Origin of the sequence: Flavobacterium jejuense (assembly GCF_006491595.2) — a bacterium.
GTDB lineage: Bacteria > Bacteroidota > Bacteroidia > Flavobacteriales > Flavobacteriaceae > Flavobacterium > Flavobacterium jejuense.
The window spans coordinates 1-16,856 of record NZ_VEVQ02000013.1; the positions used below are offsets into that span (position 1 = coordinate 1).

The following is a 16,856-nucleotide window of genomic DNA, read 5'->3' on the forward strand; positions in this document are numbered from 1 at the left end:
CTAAAGACTCAAATAAATCATCATATTGCCCTTTGTATGATTCTTCATAAAGTTTGATTAATTCAATGTCTTTCATTTAAGATACGGATGTTTTTTCGTATTACAGGTAACGTGTTTGTATAAGATTAGTTGCGTGGTTCAAGCACCTAATTTAGCAAATACAAACCGAATAGAAAATCCGCGAGGATTTTCGCAAGTAAGCTTGCACTAGCAATTAATTTTATACGGTGTTGGCATTTCGTTTTTTATTCAAAATCATAAACAGTTACCTTTATATTCCTGTTTATTAATTCCTCTTTTATTATTGGCTCAATTTCATTCCATTTTCCACCTGCAAGTCCACAACCAATTCTTGGCATATGCACAGAAAAATCATTTCCTTCTGCAAAATCAGCAACTTTTTTCAAGCAATTTCTAACAGCTTTATATCTAATTGGAATTTCAGTTTTAGATTTTCTTATTTTATGTTGTCCAATCATATTAGCTATAAATAAGTCAGATTCAATTTTTACAAACTGAACCTCTCCAAGTTCAAAATTCACTCCAGCTTTAAACCATTCTTTGTATAGTAATTCTGGATTTTTCCATCTTTTTGATATTGCTAAAACAAAACCTTTTCCCCAAGCTCCAATATCGTTACAAATATGAACAATTAATTTATTCCCAATTCCAATTGGATAAGTTGCATCTCCTTTTATGTATTCTATCTTTTCCAATTTATTTCAAATTCTTCTTTTGTGCATTCAACCCCATTAAATTCAGTTAAATCCAATTTTTGGTCTCCAAGAAAGCCAAATTCATCTTCGAGTTTTTCTTCTGAATATTTGAGAATTTCCCCATTTTCATAGATTTCTATTTGTCTGCTTGGAAACTGGTCATTTCCGATTTCAAAATACCATAGTGAAAATCCCCAATTGTCGAATTTATCTCCTCTTAATTCATTCCATTTGTACTTATAATATTTCATATTTTTTCAATTTTCTGATTTCGCTCAGAAATGAATGCCAACGGTTAGTATATGAAAAGTAGGCGATTTCGAAGCACCGAACTTTCGATTAAGAAAAAAGTTTGATGCGAGCCAAAAGCCTTGAATTTACTACTATCTCGCCTATTTTTTATATACATTGTTGTGGGCAGTGTTTTCTATTCTTTTTTGGCATTTCATCAGGTACATTGGCTGATTTTCATCCACTTCTGTGATTTCAAAAAGTCCAAATTTGTCAAACTCTGAATTTACCGATTCTTGGTCGTAATAGAATATTTTAGCCCCTTTATGTATTTCATAGCGGTCTTTGCTTATCAATTCGCCTTGACCATATTGCTTTGCATTTTTGTTTATAGCAGTAAAAATCATAAATCCGTTTTCGTTCAATTGGCTGTAGCAATCTTGAATTAGCTTTTTTCTTTCTTCGCTGTCCAATAAATGAATAAGAGCATAACAAAAAATGCCGTCATATTTTTTGTTGTCAAAAGACATTTCGGTTACAGAACCGTGAAAAATGTGTAATTCAGAACCGTAATGCTTTTTTGCAATTTCTATGGCTGTTTTTGAAATTTCAATTCCTGTAACTTCAATCCCATTATTGATAAATGGTTGAGCATTTCGTCCGTATCCAATTCCCGGAATCAGAACCGTTTTGACATGGTTTTCAACAAAGAATTCTTTGGCAATCAAAGCCGATTTTGCGGAGTTCAAACCCCACATTTCTTGCTTGTTGTTAAATGCTGTTTCCCAAAATTCTGTCATAATTTTTCAAATGTACGTGTATTTGAATTTAAGAATAAACTGGCCTTGATAAGTTAGTTAAGCTTTTTAATTAATTCTGTTGGTGATATACCAAAATGCTTTTTAAACGCAAACGAAAAATGTGAAAGCGTTTCAAAACCCAAATCGAGATATACTTCAGTCGGTTTTTTATTCTTTTGGTCAATAAGAAAATAAGCTTCTTTTAAACGTTTTTGCGTTAGCCATCGACTTGGTGTTTCATTAAATATTTCCTTAAAATCTCTTTTGAAAGCTGAAAGACTTCGTCCCGTAAGAAAGGCAAAGTGCTGTATTGAAACGTTGAATGTGAAATTGGTCTCCATAAATGATTCTAAATCTATTTTATGCGGAACAGAAAAGTCAAAAAATAGTCCTGCTAACTCAGGCTGATTTTTAAGCAAAATAAAAAGCAATTCTTCATATTTAATTTCCTGAAACGTTTTGTCAATATTTTGGTTGTTTTTCAAATACGGACTTAAGGATTGAATGAACGACAATAGCAATTCATTATTCGGGATTTTTAAGAACGTATCTTTAGTAGTAAGCGTAACGGGTTTTATATGGTGTTTTTTTTGAATTACTTTCAGAAAATCTTCGTCAAAACAAAAGAACTTGTATTCGATGTTTGACTTTACTTTGTATCGTGCTAACCTATTCTTACGGGCAATGCAAATATCACCTTCCTGAAAAGTGTAATTTTTATTCCCATCATAACATTCCAGCGTTCCTTTTTCTAAATAAACGAACACGTGGTCTGGTATAAACTGTTCGGTTAAAATGTTAGGTTGTAAATCTTTACTTCTATCAATCATTAAAAAGCATTTTTTATTGAACTCTTGTCCACTTTTTTGTCGTTCCTAAAATAGGAATTCCTACATAAATCCGAACACGAAGCTCTTCGCCTTTAAAGTACATTTTACATTTCATAGATTTTCCTAATTTAGCCATATATATTTCACCACCTTTATATGCACCTTTTTCAAAGGTCATTTCGGAAATAAATTCCATATTTTTTAGCGTTCTGTCTCGCAAACTTTTATCAGGATTTTTGCTGTCTTGTGTAAGCGTAACACCATCATCTTCATATAGTTCAAGTCCCCATCCTTCTATTAATCTGCCTTTATATGAGTCATTAGATTTGTAAATTTCCATTCTAGAATCTTTGGCTTTACTTACCCAAGTACCAATTATTTTATCAGAATCTTTAAAGTCCTTATCTATGTCTGGTGTCTGTGCCATTATTACTGTAACTATGAGAAGAATTGTGGTAATGATTATAAAATATCGCCTTTTTTTCATTTGAGTTTTTTATTTAATGCTGTCATATTTATTATGCTTTCCATCCATTAAGGCTGTTTGTCTAATACGAATAAATGTATCTCTACTGCTCACCTTTCAACCATGCCATTTCTTTTTCATAAAACGCTGTAATCGCTTCAGGTTTATCTTCACCTAACAAATCGTTTTTAGGCTCTATACCAAGATTTTTGATATTATAGGAAATGAAGCGATACGAAGGCCTGTATTTCTTCAGTGATTCGGTATCAAGGATTAGCGTAGTGCCTGGTATAGTGGGCGTAAGTGTATCCCGTTCGTAGATTGCGGTAAGTTTTACTATACGCCATATTCCACCTAAGCGTATGGCACGATATTGTGAACGTGTATAAGAAACAAGGTCGGCTTCAACATCTCCAATAATATTTCGGAATTCAATAGCAAGGGGCAATTCAACGTATGCTCTGTCACCATTTACTTGTACGCTGGGTGGTGAAAGCCGGTGTCGCCCCTGAACTGAATGAAGCCGAGTTTGTTCAACAAATTCAGCCCCAGTTCCTTTGAACCAACTTATTTCAACCAGAGAGTCATCTGCAAAACAATCCTTCCATTTTTCGCACCAACCTCTGTCTCGGTAATGACGTTCGTTTATTACCAATTGAGACACTGCTTGAATATCCATTGAATGTTTTATTTTGAATTCTAAATTATTCATAATTAAAATCTCTTAAGTTGTATTAATTGGAAGTGATAATATCATATTTCACCAAACTTTCCACAGAAGCCATTATAGCCTCTTCGTTAGTTGCTATTGGTGTCCAATCTAAAATATCTTTGGCTTGTGCATTGCTTACATTTCTATTCACTTTTATTAACATAACCCCTTGTTTGGCTTGTGCATTAAATAGGGAACCAAATTTTACCAGAAATACAGGTAATGTTTTGGTTGACACTTTTGAAGAAATATCAGGAAATGTTTTTCGTAAAAATATTGCAATTTCAGGCATTGATATTTGTCCATCGGCAGTAGCAATAAATCTTTTACGGTTTGCATCAGGAGTTTCCATTGCAAGAATATGTAGGGCTGCCACATCTCGAACATCTACAATGTTCAATGTAATGGGAGGCACAGCTTTCATAGAGCCATCAAGCATATGTTTCAGGAAATTAAAGCTTTCTGAAACATGAGCATTTAACGAAGGTCCTAAAATGGCAACAGGATTGATAGTTGCAAATTCCAAATTGCTACCTTCATTTTTGATAAAATTCCAAGCGGCTTTTTCTGCTAAGGTTTTTGATTTTTCGTAAACAGAAAGGCCGCTAAGTTTAGTATCTGTCCAATCAGCTTCTGTTGTAGCTCTGGTTTTATCGGTCTGGCTAAAACCTACCGCTCCAAAGTTTGAGGTCATCACCACTCGTTTTACACCTTCTTTTTTAGCAAATTTTAGCACACGAAGTATCCCTTCTACTGCAGGACGAATTGCCTCATTTTCATCTTTTGGGACTTCAAAAAAAACGGGTGAGGCAACACTCAATACATATTTGCAACCTTGCATTGCTTTGTCCCAGTTTTTATCGTCTGTGAGATTCGTTTCAAAAAAAGATAAGTTTTCAAAGGTTGTGATGCCATTAGATTTTAAGCTTTCGATTACGTTGTCTATACTTTTTAAAGAACGAAGCGTTGTGTTTACCTTATATCCTTTTTGTAATAGTTGAAAAACTATTTGTAGTCCGACAAAGCCTGTGCCTCCCGTGACTAATACCGTTTCTTTTGGTTTCATTTCTTTTTAATATTTATAGTACAAAGGTGCCCATAAATATTTCAATCAACTTTCTTCAAAAGTCCAAGTTGTTTTTCTTGAAAGGTTCAGGTTTGGGGTTTACAATTTATAAAAACATTAGTTGATTTTAATCCACCTCTATGATTTCAAAAAGTCCATATTCTCCAACCTCATTTTCATTTTCGGTGTTCAACGTGCAAATTGTTTTCTGACGGGAATTTGTAACGGCTGTTCGTAGGTTTGTTCACATTGCCCACAACTTGTTTATATGTATGACGCAGTCATACATATCTCTCTATTTTTGGGTAGATATGTATGATAAACATCATACAGTATTTCATTTGTAAATATATAAAAATCAGTACAATTCATCAAATGGACTTTTAATTTGTTGTATGCTTTTTGTACTTACATGCGTGTATATTTCAGTTGTTTTACTACTATTATGACCTAATAATTCTTGAATATAACGTAAATCTGTTCCACTTTCAAGTAGATGTGTGGCATAACTGTGTCGCAACCAATGTAAGGTTACGGGTTTAGTAATTTTTGTTTTTTGTAAGGCTTGTTTTAGAATACTTTGCAGACTTTGTTCAGAATATTGTTCCCCTTTATTTTGTCCTTCAAATAACCAAGTCTTAGGTTTATATGCTATATAATAATTCCGTAACATTTCTAATATTTTTGGAGATAATGGAGTAATTCTATCTTTTTTGCCTTTAGATTGTCTAATTATTACAATATTTCTTTTAGAATCAATATCGTTTGGTCTTAAATTTAATAATTCACTTCTTCTCAAACCACAGCTGTAAATCATGGAAAGCATTACTTTATGTTTTAAATTAGTATGTGCAGAAAGAATTTGTTTTACTTCCTCCTTACTCAAAACATTAGGTAAAACTTTTTCTCGTTGTGGACGATGAATTTTATCAATGACAAGGATTTCATTGTGAATGGTTTTGAAATATAATTTTATAGCATTCACAAGTTGGTTTTGGTAAGAGGAAGAAAGTCTGTTTTTTAGAATGTATTCAATAGTATATAGAATAACATCATCGTTTGTGATTTCAAAAACAGATTTATGATTGAAAAACGTTAAAAACGATTTTAGTGCCTCTCCATAAGTTTTGATAGTATTGTCGCTGTATCGTTTAGATTGTAACCAGTGTTTAAACTTTCTCAATTCTTGTATTCCTTCATCTGAAGGAACAGGAGTTGAAGGAATTCTGAAACGATTTCTATTTTCAATGGTATCTGGCAAATGCCAATATCCTTTTGAAACACTCCATCGTGCATCTTTAAAAGTTTTGATACGAGCAATTAGTCTAGCATCTTTATCAAAAATAACAGCAATACGTTTTTCCTTTTTATAGGTAATTAATTGGGCTCTCCAGTTCATTTTGTGTGGCTTATATACAATCAAAAATAAGAAAGAAAAATAAGATTAAAAAGAACTCTAAAAAAATAGATTAAAAGTTAATTCCCACTACTTGCAATCCGAAAAAAGATTGATCCTTTAACGGATAAAAATGGCCATTAACTTCTTGTACAAAACGATACGTTAAAATGCCCATCCACATTTCCGAGAATGGCAAAGCAGAATCAAAACCAAAAAGAGTATCATCAAAAGGACAGTTTTTAGCGATTGTTAAAGAAGTACTACTTTTGTGTAGCACAGCTTTTGAAAAATTAGAATCAAATAAAAGGACACCATAATCAATAATTAAGTGTGTAGAACCTATCGGAAAAGGCAACATAGAAACAGCAAAACCATCCAAAGAAAAAGCCGAAGTAATAGGATTAAAACTGCCTCTTAAAAATGACAAGTGAAAACCAGTAAATTGAAATTGTAATAATAACTCTTGCCCCATCTGTGTTTGCAATCCATTCGCAATGCTACGTTTACCACGTTCTGAAATTAAATCACAATCCTTTATTGCCAAGAACAAACGCATCATCTTACCATGCAAATCACCATTTTTATAATCCCTAAAAAAAGGATGTAAAGCATCTTTAAATTGCTTCTTAAACCGAGAACAATTTGCAAACTCTGAATTATTTTCTCTAACACGCACCATGTTAGGACTCTTTTTAATTTTAGCTCCCGTAAAGCCACCACCAGCTTTTCGAGCAACCGCTTTCCCTTTTCTAGTATAAAAATTAATACCATCTAGAGTGCCTACAAGTGTTACTATACCTTTTTGTTTAGCCATAATCAATTTATTTATACTGTATTTATAACGTATATATGTCGTCTTTATAACGTCTTTATAAGGAATAATAAAAATAGTAAAATATAAGTAAATAGATAAGAACAGCTTAATAAAATCAATTTTAGGTGTAATACATAAGCATATTGAAAACGAGATACAATAAAAACAACATAAAAAAAGCAATCTTAAATACCACTTTTAAACAAAATAAATGTTACTTATACCACAATCTCTTTTTTTCATCTAAAAAACGGTACAATTATTCGAAATTTAGTATTTTCGCATCTTCAAATAAGAAAGCGATATAATGAGTACTAAATTTACTGAATATAAAGGACTTGACTTACCCACAGTAGCGTCTGAAGTATTGGATTTTTGGAAAAAAGAAAACATCTTCGATAAAAGTGTAACCACACGAGAAGGAAACCAACCCTATGTGTTTTTTGAAGGACCACCTTCAGCAAACGGATTGCCTGGTATTCACCACGTAATGGCACGTGCTATTAAAGATATTTTCTGTCGTTATAAAACACAAAAAGGATACCAAGTAAAGCGTAAAGCAGGTTGGGACACACACGGCCTACCTGTAGAATTAGGTACCGAAAAAGAATTAGGAATCACCAAAGAAGACATTGGAACTAAAATTTCAGTTGCAGAATACAACGAAGCTTGTAAACGCACAGTTATGCGTTACACAGATGTTTGGAACGACCTAACAGAAAAAATGGGCTATTGGGTAGATATGGAAGATCCATATGTAACGTACAAGTCGAAATACATGGAAACCGTTTGGTGGTTGTTAAAGCAAATTTATGATAAGGATTTACTGTACAAAGGCTACACCATCCAGCCCTATTCTCCAAAAGCAGGAACAGGTTTGTCTTCGCACGAAGTAAACCAACCAGGAAGTTATAGAGATGTTACCGATACTACAGTTGTAGCACAATTCAAAGCAATAAATGAAAGTTTACCAAGTTTTTTACAAGACCTAGGAGACATTCATATCTTAGCTTGGACTACAACTCCTTGGACTTTACCATCAAATACCGCTTTAACCGTTGGTCCAAAAATCGATTATGTTTTGGTTGAAACGTTTAACCAATATACCTTTCGACCAGTAAAAGTTATTCTAGCTAAAAACTTAGTAGGAAAACAATTCGGAAAAACATTCTTCGAATCTGCTGAAGCATCAGATTTTGAAAACTTTAAAGAAGGTGACAAGAAAATACCTTTTCAAGTTTTAAAAGAGTTCAAAGGAGCTGATTTAGTAGGAATGCGTTACGAACAGTTAATGCCATTGGCTTTGCCAAATGATAATCCTGAAAATGCTTTTAGAGTAATTTCAGGAGATTTTGTAACTACAGAAGATGGAACAGGAATTGTACACACAGCACCTACTTTTGGAGCTGATGATGCTAAAGTAGCTAAAGAAGCAAAACCAGAAGTGCCTCCAATGTTAGTGAAAGATGCCAATGATAATTTAGTACCTTTAGTCGATTTACAAGGGAAGTTCATTCAAGGTCTTGGCGAGTATTCTGGAAAATACGTAAAGAACGAATATTACAACGATGGGGAAGCTCCAGAACGTTCAGCAGATGTAGAAATCGCTATTCAGTTAAAAGAAGAAAACAAAGCCTTTAAGGTTGAAAAATACGTGCACAGTTACCCACATTGTTGGAGAACCGATAAACCAATTCTATATTATCCATTAGATTCTTGGTTTATAAAAGTAACAGAGGTGAAAGAACGCATGTTCGACTTAAACGAAACCATCAACTGGAAGCCAAAAGCAACTGGAGAAGGTCGTTTTGGAAATTGGTTAAAAAATGCCAATGATTGGAACTTATCGCGTTCAAGGTATTGGGGAATTCCATTGCCAATTTGGAGAAACGAAGAAGGTACAGAAGAAATTTTAGTAGGTTCAGTAGAAGAATTATACAATGAAATAGAAAAATCAATCGCTGCTGGTTTCCAAAAAGAAAATCCATTCAAAGGGTTTCAAATAGGAAATATGAGTGAAGAAAACTACGATTTAGTCGATTTACATAAAAATGTAGTGGATGAAATTATATTAGTTTCTGCTTCGGGTAAACCAATGAAACGCGAAAGTGACTTAATTGACGTATGGTTCGACTCAGGATCTATGCCGTATGCACAATGGCATTATCCTTTTGAAAACAAAGAAAAAATAGACGAAAATCAAGATTTTCCAGCCGATTTTATCGCAGAAGGAGTAGATCAAACCCGTGGATGGTTTTATACCTTACATGCGATTGGAACATTAGTATTCGATAAAATTGCGTATAAAAATGTAGTTTCAAATGGTTTAGTGCTTGACAAAAACGGACAGAAAATGTCGAAACGTTTAGGAAATGCAGTAGATCCATTTACTACTTTAGCAGATTATGGTCCAGATGCAACGCGTTGGTATATGATTTCCAATGCCAATCCTTGGGATAACCTTAAGTTTGATATTGAAGGAGTAGCCGAGGTAAGACGTAAATTCTTTGGAACACTATACAATACGTATTCTTTCTTTGCGTTATATGCTAACATTGATGGTTTTACATATGCAGAAGATGAAATCCCTTTAAATGAAAGACCAGAAATCGATCGTTGGGTTTTATCAGAATTACATACTTTAATAAAAGTGGTGGATGAAGCCTATGCGGATTATGAACCAACAAAAGCATCAAGAGCAATATCTGACTTTGTTCAGGAGAATTTAAGTAACTGGTACGTACGTTTGTGTAGAAGAAGATTCTGGAAAGGTGAATATGGAACAGATAAAATAGCAGCTTATCAAACTTTATATACTTGTTTGGAAACGGTTGCAAAACTAGCAGCACCAGTAGCTCCATTCTTTATGGATAGGTTGTATAAAGATTTAAATTTAGCTACAAATAAAGAAAATTTTGAAAGTGTTCATTTAGCTGAATTTCCAAAAACGGTTGAAAACTTTGTTGATAAATCACTAGAGAGTAGGATGTTGAAAGCACAAACAGTTTCTTCACTAGTGTTGTCATTACGAAAAAAAGAATCAATAAAAGTACGTCAACCATTGCAAAAGATAATGATTCCAGTGCTTGACAAAGCTTTTAAGTCAGAAATCGAAGCAGTTTCAGACCTGATTAAAGCAGAAGTAAATGTAAAAGAAATAGAGTTGTTGGATGATGCTTCAGGAGTATTGGTTAAACAAATAAAGCCTAATTTTAAAGCACTTGGGCCGCGTTTTGGAAAAGATATGGGTTTGATTTCCAAAGAGATACAATCTATGTCTGCTGATCAAATTAATATTTTGGACAAAGTGGGTGAAATAATGCTTGAAATATCAGGAAAAAGTATTACTTTAACATCCGAAGATGTTGAGATTTCATCGCAAGATATTCCAGGTTGGTTAGTGGCTAATTCAAATGGGATTACAGTTGCGCTAGATATTGTTATAGATGAAAAATTGCGTAATGAAGGAGTAGCTAGGGAGTTAGTAAATAGAATTCAAAATATTAGAAAAGATTCTGGATTTGAAGTTACAGATAAAATAAAAGTGCATATTCAAAATAATGCTACCATTGAGCAATCAGTTTTAGAGAATGAACACTATATTAAATCAGAAACTTTAACAGATGAATTAATTTTTGTACCAAAAATAGAAAACGGTATAGAAATTGAGTTTGATGAAGTAAAAACAGTTGTGTTAATATCGAAATAGGGTTTTTGAAAAATTCTTTCTAGATAGGAACCATTAGTAATAACCTTAATACATAGAAATGATGGTTGATGATAAATTAAGATATTCAGACGCAGATTTAGCTGAGTTTAAAGAGATTTTATTAAAAAAAATTGAGAAAGCACAAGCAGATTTAGATTTAATTAGAAGTGCTTATATGAATGATTTGAATAATGGAACAGATGATACTTCTCCAACATTCAAAGCATTTGAGGAAGGTAGTGAAACCATGTCAAAAGAAGCGAATTCTCAACTAGCTACTCGTCAAGAGAAGTTTATTAGAGATTTAAAAAACGCCCTTTTCCGAGTTGAAAATAAAACGTATGGTATTTGCAAAGTGACGGGTAAATTAATTGGTAAAGAGCGCTTAAAAGTGGTTCCGCATGCTACGATGAGTATAGAAGCAAAAAACTTGCAACGTTAATCTTATTATAAAATTATATTAACGCTCCTATAGGGGCGTTTTTTTTTATTAAAATCCTTATTTTTGTTCAAATTTTAACAGAATGTCATTAAAGAAAGCTTATTTCATAGTAATCCTTATTCTACTTATAGATCAAATCTCTAAGATTTATATAAAAACACATTTTTTTATTAATGAAGAAATAAAAGTTTTTGAATGGTTTCGTATTCATTTTATTGAAAACGAAGGAATGGCCTGGGGTGCAGTAATTCCAGGTGAACATGGAAAATTAGCACTTACCCTTTTTAGATTGTTAGTTGTACCTGGTATTGCTTGGTGGCTTTGGGATTCAGTTAAAAAGAATCAGTCTAATTATTTAATTACGGCAATATCTTTAATATTAGCTGGTGCTATTGGTAATATTATTGATTCTGTCTTTTATGGAGTAGTATTTAATGATAGCTATCATCAGGTAGCAACAGCATTTGCAGATCAACCTTATGGGACTTGGTTTCATGGAGAAGTAGTAGATATGCTTTATTTTCCTTTTTGGGAAGGAAATCTACCAGAATGGTTGCCATTCTTTGGAGGAAAGCACTTCTCTTTCTTTAATGCTATTTTTAATATTGCAGATATGGCAATTTCAACAGGAGTAGGAATATTAATTGTTTTTAATAAGAGAGCTTTTGCAAAGTAAATTAGTTTTGGTGTTTATTATATATAATAAAAAAAGCGCTTTGTTTAAACAAAGCGCTTTTTTTTAGATTATATTTTTAAAGACTAGCTTTTAAAAATTCTCTATTCATTCTAGCAATGTTTTCTAAAGAAATCCCTTTAGGGCATTCTACTTCACATGCTCCTGTATTAGTACAATTACCAAAACCTTCTTCGTCCATTTGTCTCACCATGTTTTGAACACGTGTAGCGGCTTCCACTTTACCTTGAGGTAACAAAGCATATTGAGAAACTTTTGCTCCTACAAATAACATAGCCGAGCCATTTTTACAACTTGCAACACAAGCTCCACAACCAATACAGGCAGCAGCCATAAAAGATTTGTCAGCATCATCTTTAGGAACTGGTATAGAATTAGCGTCTATAGTGTTTCCAGAGGTGTTTACAGATACAAATCCTCCAGCTTGTTGAATTCTATCAAAAGAACTCCTGTCAACCACTAAATCTTTTACTACCGGGAAAGCTTTACTTCTAAACGGCTCAATATATATGGTGTCACCATCTTTGAACTTTCTCATGTGTAATTGACAAGTAGTTGTTCCTGTTTCAGGACCGTGCGCTCTACCGTTAATGTAAAGTGAACACATTCCACAAATACCCTCACGACAATCGTGATCGAATGCAACAGGTTCTTGTTTGCTATTTATTAATTGTTCATTTAATTGGTCTAACATCTCCAAGAATGAACTCGCTGTAGATACATTATCTAATTTGTAATCTACTATACCACCTTTTTCCTTGGCATTTTTTTGACGCCAAATTTTAAGATTTATATTTATATTTTTAGCTGTACTCATAATTTTCTATTTATAATTTCTAGCGGCAATTTTAATGAACTCGTATTTCAAATCTTCTTTGTGTAATTCTGCTTTTGTAGTATCTTGTCCTTTGTATTCCCAAGCACTTACAAAAGAGAAATTCTCATCATCGCGAAGTGTTTCTCCTTCTGCATCTTGATACTCTTCTCTAAAGTGACCACCACAGGATTCATTTCTTTGTAATGCATCCATTGCCATTAATTGACCTAATTCTAAGAAATCGGCTACACGAAGTGCTTTTTCTAATTCAGGATTTAATTCTTCAGCACTTCCAGGTACAAATACGTCTTTGTAAAATTCATCACGTATTTGACCAATCTCTTCAATGGCTTCTTTTAATCCTTTTTCATTTCTAGCCATTCCTACTTTATTCCACATCACTAAACCTAAACGTTTATGGAAATAATCTACTGATTTAGTCCCATTGTTGTTTAAAAATTTGTCTATAGAATCTTTTACATTTTTTTCAGCTTCAGCAAATTCAGGAGCATCTGTAGAAATTTTGCCTGTTCTAATTTCATCTGCTAAATAGTTTGAAACAGTATATGGTAAAACAAAATAACCATCAGCTAAACCTTGCATTAAAGCAGAAGCTCCAAGTCTATTAGCTCCATGATCAGAGAAGTTTGCTTCACCCGCAACAAAACAACCTGGAATAGAGGATTGTAAGTTGTAATCAACCCAAACACCACCCATTGTATAGTGAACTGCAGGGTATATTTTCATTGGAGTTTCATATGGATTTTCATCTGTAATTTTCTCATACATTTCGAATAAATTACCATACTTTTCTTCAATCCATTCTTTTCCTAATTTGATAATTTCTTCTTCAGAGGGATTGTGATTTCCATGGGCATAAGCTACTTCTTTTCCTTTGCTTTTAATTTCAGAAGAAAAGTCCAAGTAAACTCCTTCATTAGTATCATTAGCTTCAATTCCATAACCTTCATCACAACGTTCTTTTGCAGCACGAGAAGCAACATCACGAGGTACTAAATTACCAAATGCAGGATATCTTCTTTCTAAATAATAATCTCTATCTTCTTCCGCTATTTGTGTGGGTTTTAATTTTCCAGCACGAATAGCTTCAGCATCTTCTTTTTTCTTTGGTACCCATATGCGACCAGAATTACGTAATGATTCAGACATTAACGTTAATTTTGATTGATTGGTTCCATGAACAGGGATACAAGTTGGGTGAATTTGAACATAACAAGGATTTGAAAATGCAGCACCTCTTTTATGAACTTTCCAGCCAGCGCTTACATTACTTCCCATTGCGTTTGTAGATAAGAAATAAACATTTCCATAACCACCCGAAGCAATTACTACCGCATGAGCTGAATGTCTTTCTATTTCGCCTGTAATTAAGTTGCGAGCAATTATTCCGCGTGCTTTTCCGTCTATTTTAACTAAATCTAGCATTTCGTGACGGTTGAACATTTTAACACGTCCTAAACCAATTTGTCTCGATAATGATGAATAAGCACCCAGTAAAAGTTGTTGACCAGTTTGTCCAGCAGCATAAAAAGTACGTTGTACTTGAACACCACCAAAGGAACGGTTGTCTAGCATACCTCCATATTCACGTGCAAAAGGAACTCCTTGTGCAACACATTGGTCAATGATATTTCCAGATACTTCTGCTAAACGATGCACATTTGCTTCACGAGCACGGTAGTCACCACCTTTTATAGTATCATAAAATAAACGGTAAATACTATCACCGTCATTTTGATAATTTTTAGCAGCATTGATACCTCCTTGAGCAGCAATTGAATGGGCTCTACGTGGAGAATCTTGAAAACAAAAAGCTTTTACATTATATCCCATTTCTCCAAGGGAAGCAGCAGCCGAAGCACCTGCTAAACCAGTTCCAACAACAATAATATCTAATTTTGGTCTATTATTAGGGGCAACTAATTTTAAATGATCTTTATAATCAGTCCATTTTTTATTTAATGGTCCTTCTGGTATTTTAGAATCTAACTTCATATTATATCTGATGTTGATTATTTAGTAAAATGAATGTATAATGGGATAATCGCAAATAATAAGGGTACAACTACCGAAAATGCTTTCCCAAAAAATTTGATGGCTGGTGTGTATTTCGGGCCATTCAATCCTAAAGATTGAAATGCACTTGAAAATCCATGCCATAAGTGAAATCCTAGAGCGAACATGGCTAAAACATATCCAATAGTGAAAATTAAACCATATTTTGCGTCTCTAAAAAAGTCAATTGTAAGTTTGTATAAATCTTTATATCCTTGAAATATTACTTCACCATCTTTTTTGTTTACAATCTTTGTAACATCTTGAATTTCTAAATCGTATTGACCTTGTGTTTGAGTTTTTATGTTTTCGAAAAATTCTTTAGATAATTTTCCTGATTCATCTAATTGGAAAAAAGGCATTTGAGAATCTTTAATTCCAACTAATTGAATTTGTTTTTTACCCGTTTGTGCTAGAGTTTCTTTTTGAGCTAAAGGCATATTTTTATCATAATGCATTTTTGCCCAAAAATTAACCATGTGTGTGACAATAAATATCAAAACAATAGTTCCTAAAACAGCCATGTTTCTTGAAGAGAAACTGCTATTAGCAGAAGGATTTGTCTTTGCATATCCTATTGGTCTTGCTTTTGCATTTTGATATGTTAGTAAAAAACCATCAATAGCATGGAAAAGAATTGAAATGTACGTTAAGTAAGAAAGAATTTTTACTGCAGGGTTAGTGGTCATAAATAATGCATATTGATTAAAATTCAATGCATTATTTGGGACTAAGAGCTGAAGATTTCCAGCTAAGTGACCAGCTAAAAACAAGCATAAAAATAAACCCGTAAGAGCCATCCAGTATTTCTTAGCAATAGATGACTTTAAAAGTGCTGATTTTGCCATAATTTTATTTGATTGTACTAGTTTTAAAAATCAAACAAAAATACTGCATAAAAAATTTAACCACAACCTTTTAGTGGTAATTTATAATGAATTTAAAATATGTTTAATTGTGTTTGTAAATCAGAAGGTTACAAATGAGGTTATCTGGTAAATGTAGGTTGTAAACCTCTTACACCCATATCGATTACATTTTCACCAGCAGTTGGTTCGAATTTTCCGTCTACATTCACTTCTTGCCATTCAAAGCTGTTGTTCGTTGAAAGAGATAAAGTTACTATAATGTCTCTGTTTTCATTTCCGGTAATCACTAAATTAGTCGAAAATTTTCCAGTAACAACACATGATCCTTGTGGAATTGCAGAAGTAGATGCAATTGGATTAGGAACAGTTGTAGCGCCTTGTGGAGCTTGACCTGAAGTTGCATAAGGAAAATTATGTAATCCTAATGCCCAATAACCTTGCAAGCGATTAGCATTAACATTGAAAATATTATTTCCAATATTGTGATTGGTAATATAGGTGTTGTATCCTACAAAACTTTCTAAAGTTGCAGTATAATTATTTCCATTATTCAATATAGAAATGTTATAATTTTGATAAGATAATGATACTCTTACATATTGATAACTACCTTGATTGATTTCACTTAATGGAATAGATAAAAATGTCTCACCATCAGATACTATCTTTGATTGAGAAAAATCAATAGCGATGTCTCCTCCAGAAATCGTTTCAGCAGCATGATATAAGACACTGCCTTCTCCTAATTGTGTGAATTCATTTGGTGCCAATTCAAAATAATGAGCACTTATAGTATTAAAAACTGGTGATTGAGCAGCCTTTCCAATTGAAACGGTAGCAGGTTGTCCTAAATTATCTAATCTTGCTTGATTTGGATCAAATTGAAATTTTATCATCAATTGAGGTCCTTCATTAACTAAATTATCATCTTTATCTGAACAAGAAAAGAAAGCTATAAAAGCTGCGAAAAATAATAAAGTAAATAATCGATTCATTTCTTTTCTAATAATTTAGTAATTAATGTTTTACTTAAATTGTCTTTGATATATAAACGCGTAAAAATAAGATTTTATTATTACTTTTTTTGTTTAATAATGTTAAAAAAAACAGGATTAATAATTCTAATTTTTTCCACCTATTTTAGGTCACTTGTTGTGAATTATTAAATAAAAACAGCCTTTTTTATGTGATTTAATAAAAATAATTCTTTTTTGT

Annotated in this window: 16 protein-coding genes; 3 read left to right on the forward strand and 13 right to left on the reverse strand. The window is 32.9% G+C overall.

Annotated features, from left to right (window positions below; translation table 11 throughout):
• Positions 1–245: 245 nt before the first annotated feature.
• The 9 genes from FIA58_RS16600 to FIA58_RS16640 all read right to left on the reverse strand — a co-directional run bounded on the left by FIA58_RS16600 (position 246) and on the right by FIA58_RS16640 (position 7,034).
• Positions 246–716: a macro domain-containing protein gene (locus tag FIA58_RS16600; protein ID WP_140963818.1), complete on the reverse strand. Its 471-nt coding sequence runs from the start codon at positions 714–716 to the stop codon at positions 246–248.
• Positions 704–967, reverse strand: coding sequence for a hypothetical protein (locus FIA58_RS16605; RefSeq protein WP_140963819.1), 264 nt, complete (start codon positions 965–967; stop codon positions 704–706). Before FIA58_RS16605 ends, FIA58_RS16600 begins: the two co-directional genes overlap by 13 nt.
• A gap of 141 nt (positions 968–1,108) precedes the next feature.
• Entirely contained in the window at positions 1,109–1,747 is a 639-nt protein-coding gene (locus FIA58_RS16610) for a class I SAM-dependent methyltransferase (RefSeq protein WP_140963820.1), read from the reverse strand.
• Positions 1,748–1,800: 53 nt separating this feature from the next.
• Positions 1,801–2,577, reverse strand: a complete 777-nt coding sequence (locus FIA58_RS16615) for a helix-turn-helix domain-containing protein (protein ID WP_140963821.1) — start codon at positions 2,575–2,577, stop codon at positions 1,801–1,803.
• Positions 2,578–2,590: 13 nt separating this feature from the next.
• A complete protein-coding gene (locus FIA58_RS16620) occupies positions 2,591–3,064 on the reverse strand; it encodes a DUF2147 domain-containing protein (protein ID WP_140963822.1) in 474 nt (157 codons plus the stop codon).
• 82 nt (positions 3,065–3,146) lie between these two features.
• Complete coding sequence (locus FIA58_RS16625; protein ID WP_140963823.1) at positions 3,147–3,755, reverse strand: nuclear transport factor 2 family protein; 609 nt, start codon at positions 3,753–3,755, stop codon at positions 3,147–3,149.
• Between the two features lie 22 nt (positions 3,756–3,777).
• Positions 3,778–4,821, reverse strand: coding sequence for an SDR family oxidoreductase (locus FIA58_RS16630; RefSeq protein WP_140963824.1), 1,044 nt, complete (start codon positions 4,819–4,821; stop codon positions 3,778–3,780).
• A gap of 358 nt (positions 4,822–5,179) precedes the next feature.
• Positions 5,180–6,220 carry a site-specific tyrosine recombinase/integron integrase gene (gene xerA / locus FIA58_RS16635; RefSeq protein ID WP_140963825.1) on the reverse strand — a complete coding sequence of 347 codons (1,041 nt, stop codon included), beginning with the start codon at positions 6,218–6,220 and terminating at the stop codon, positions 5,180–5,182.
• Between the two features lie 70 nt (positions 6,221–6,290).
• The gene (locus tag FIA58_RS16640; RefSeq protein ID WP_140963826.1) at positions 6,291–7,034 is read right to left on the reverse strand and encodes a hypothetical protein; all 744 of its coding nucleotides are present in this window, start codon (positions 7,032–7,034) and stop codon (positions 6,291–6,293) included.
• Positions 7,035–7,341: 307 nt separating this feature from the next.
• Between FIA58_RS16640 and ileS the strand changes: the two genes are divergently transcribed.
• From ileS to FIA58_RS16655, 3 genes are all read left to right on the forward strand, one after another.
• Complete coding sequence (ileS, locus tag FIA58_RS16645) at positions 7,342–10,743, forward strand: isoleucine--tRNA ligase (protein ID WP_140963827.1); 3,402 nt, start codon at positions 7,342–7,344, stop codon at positions 10,741–10,743.
• 61 nt (positions 10,744–10,804) lie between these two features.
• Positions 10,805–11,185 carry a TraR/DksA family transcriptional regulator gene (locus FIA58_RS16650; protein WP_140963918.1) on the forward strand — a complete coding sequence of 127 codons (381 nt, stop codon included), beginning with the start codon at positions 10,805–10,807 and terminating at the stop codon, positions 11,183–11,185.
• Between the two features lie 82 nt (positions 11,186–11,267).
• Positions 11,268–11,861, forward strand: a complete 594-nt coding sequence (locus tag FIA58_RS16655) for a lipoprotein signal peptidase (protein WP_140963828.1) — start codon at positions 11,268–11,270, stop codon at positions 11,859–11,861.
• 76 nt (positions 11,862–11,937) lie between these two features.
• On the opposite strand, the gene FIA58_RS16660 is transcribed toward FIA58_RS16655, so the two are convergent.
• The 4 genes from FIA58_RS16660 to FIA58_RS16675 form a co-directional block, all read right to left on the reverse strand.
• Positions 11,938–12,696 (reverse strand): succinate dehydrogenase/fumarate reductase iron-sulfur subunit, encoded by a 759-nt coding sequence (locus FIA58_RS16660; protein WP_140963829.1) that lies wholly within the window; start codon positions 12,694–12,696, stop codon positions 11,938–11,940.
• 6 nt (positions 12,697–12,702) lie between these two features.
• Positions 12,703–14,712, reverse strand: a complete 2,010-nt coding sequence (locus tag FIA58_RS16665; protein WP_140963830.1) for a fumarate reductase/succinate dehydrogenase flavoprotein subunit — start codon at positions 14,710–14,712, stop codon at positions 12,703–12,705.
• A gap of 17 nt (positions 14,713–14,729) precedes the next feature.
• A complete protein-coding gene (locus FIA58_RS16670) occupies positions 14,730–15,620 on the reverse strand; it encodes a succinate dehydrogenase cytochrome b subunit (RefSeq protein WP_140963831.1) in 891 nt (296 codons plus the stop codon).
• A 140-nt stretch (positions 15,621–15,760) separates the two neighbouring features.
• Positions 15,761–16,636 (reverse strand): hypothetical protein, encoded by an 876-nt coding sequence (locus tag FIA58_RS16675; protein ID WP_140963832.1) that lies wholly within the window; start codon positions 16,634–16,636, stop codon positions 15,761–15,763.
• Positions 16,637–16,856: the final 220 nt, after the last annotated feature.